At 73.9% G+C, this 1,955-nt stretch carries 1 protein-coding gene and 1 pseudogene; both read left to right on the top strand.

What is annotated here, in order from left to right:
- Positions 1 to 77 precede the first annotated feature (77 nt).
- Positions 78 to 332: pseudogene (locus ACWDCZ_RS40865) on the top strand (ATP-binding protein); the annotation flags it as partial.
- A 90-nt stretch (positions 333 to 422) separates the two neighbouring features.
- A complete protein-coding gene (locus ACWDCZ_RS40860; protein ID WP_449818656.1) occupies positions 423 to 1,925 on the top strand; it encodes a cytochrome P450 in 1,503 nt (500 codons plus the stop codon).
- The last annotated feature ends 30 nt before the right edge of the window (positions 1,926 to 1,955 follow it).

Raw genomic sequence — 1,955 nt, 5'->3', positions numbered from 1 at the left:
GGGAAGAAGCGCAAGTGACGGTACCTGCAGAAGAAGCACCGGCTAACTACGTGCCAGCAGCCGCGGTAATACGTATGGTGGACACCCGGCGGCTGGAGGTCAGCTTCGAGGTGATCGGGCGGCTGGAGGAGCGCGGTGTGCCCTTCGTGGTGGCCGTCAACAGCTTCCCGGAGGCCCCGGCCGTTCCGCTCGACGAGCTGCGGAGCGCGCTGGACCTGCCGTCCGAGGTGCCGATCGTCAGCTGCGACGCGCGCAGTCGGGAGTCCAGCCGGGACACCCTGATGACCCTGATGCACTACCTGTACGAGCTGGCCGTCCCGGCCACCGGCTGAGCCGGCGCCCGCGCCCGCTCAGCCGGCCACCCATCGTCCGCCCCGAGCCCGTCCGCTCGTCACCGAACCCCACCCGCGACCGGAGACCCCGTGACCACCCCGATCCCCGAACCCGTCGGCCCCGAATCCGTCGGCTCCGCGCCGGCCACCGCCCCGCCACCCGGCTGCCCGGCCCACGCGGGCGGCGGCATCGCCCCGACCGGCCCCGGCGGCCTGCGCCGCCTGTACGGCCCGGAGGCCGAGGCCGACCCGACGGTCCTGTACGACAAGCTGCGCGCCGAGCACGGCGAGGTCGCCCCGGTGCTGCTGCACGGCGACCACCCGGCCTGGCTGGTGCTCGGACACGGCACCAACATCACCGTGATGCGCACCCCCTCGCTGTTCTCCCGGGACTCGCGCCTGTGGAACGCCTTCCGCAACAACGAGGTCCCGCCCGACTCCCCGCTGCTGCCGGTGGTCGCCTGGCAGCCGATCTGCGTGTTCGCCGACGGCGACGAGCACCGCCGGCTGCGCGGGGCCCTGCTGGACGGCCTGAACGGCTTCGACCGGCGCGGCATCCGCCGCCACGTCCGCCGCTTCACCACCGACCTGGTCCAGGTGGTCGGGCCGACCGGCCACGCCGAGCTGATCTCCCAGTTCGCCGAGCACCTGCCGATGCTGGTGATGACCAAGCTGCTCGGCATGCCGGACGAGTACGGACCGCAGCTGGTGACCGCCGCCCGGGACCTGATGAAGGGCACCGAGACGGCGATCGCCAGCAACGAGTACGTGGTCGCCGGTCTGCGCCGGACCATCGCCCTCAAGCGCGAGCACCCCGGCGACGACCTGACCAGCCGTCTGCTGGCGCACCCGGCCGGGCTGACCGAGGACGAGGTGATGGAGCACCTGCGGGTGGTGCTGCTCGCCGCGAACGAGACCACCGTCAACCTGATCGCCGACTCGCTGAAGATGGTGCTCACCGACCCGCGCTTCCGGGCCCACCTCTCCGGCGGCCAGATGACCCTGGGCGAGGCGCTGGACCAGGTGCTCTGGGACTCCCCGCCGATGTCCCTGGTGGCCGGCCGCTGGGCGACCGCCGACACCGAGCTGGGCGGTCAGCAGATCCGGGCCGGGGACCTGCTGCTGCTGGGGCTCGCGGCGGCCAACGTCGACCCGGTGGTCCGCCCCGACCTGGCGGCCCCGCTGTACGGCAACCGCTCCCACCTGTCCTTCGGCGCCGGGCCGCACGAGTGCCCCGGCCAGGACATCGGGCGGCACGTCGCCGAGGCCGGGATCGACATCCTGCTCACCCTGCTGCCGGACGTCCGGCTCGCGGTGCCCGAGGAGGAGCTGGTCTGGAGCTCGGCCTGGATCTCCCGGCACCTGACGGCGCTGCCGGTGGAGTTCACCGCCCGCGACATCGAGCCGGACCCGCTCTCGGTGGCGGAGGCGGAGCTGGCGGAGGCCGACGCGAAGGCGGAGGCGGAGGCAGGGGTGGAGGCAGGGGCGGAACAGGCGAAGGCGGCGCCGGAGCGGGGCGTCCCGGCGGCCCCGACGATCCCGGCGCAGCGCCGCGGCTGGTGGGACGTGCTCACCGGCCTGTTCCGGCGCTGACCGGCACCGCCACTGACCGACACCGGCGCC

The organism is Kitasatospora sp. NPDC001225 (assembly GCF_053597855.1).
Note: the sequence above shows the minus strand (reverse complement) of the source record. Positions and strands in the feature narration are given on the sequence as shown.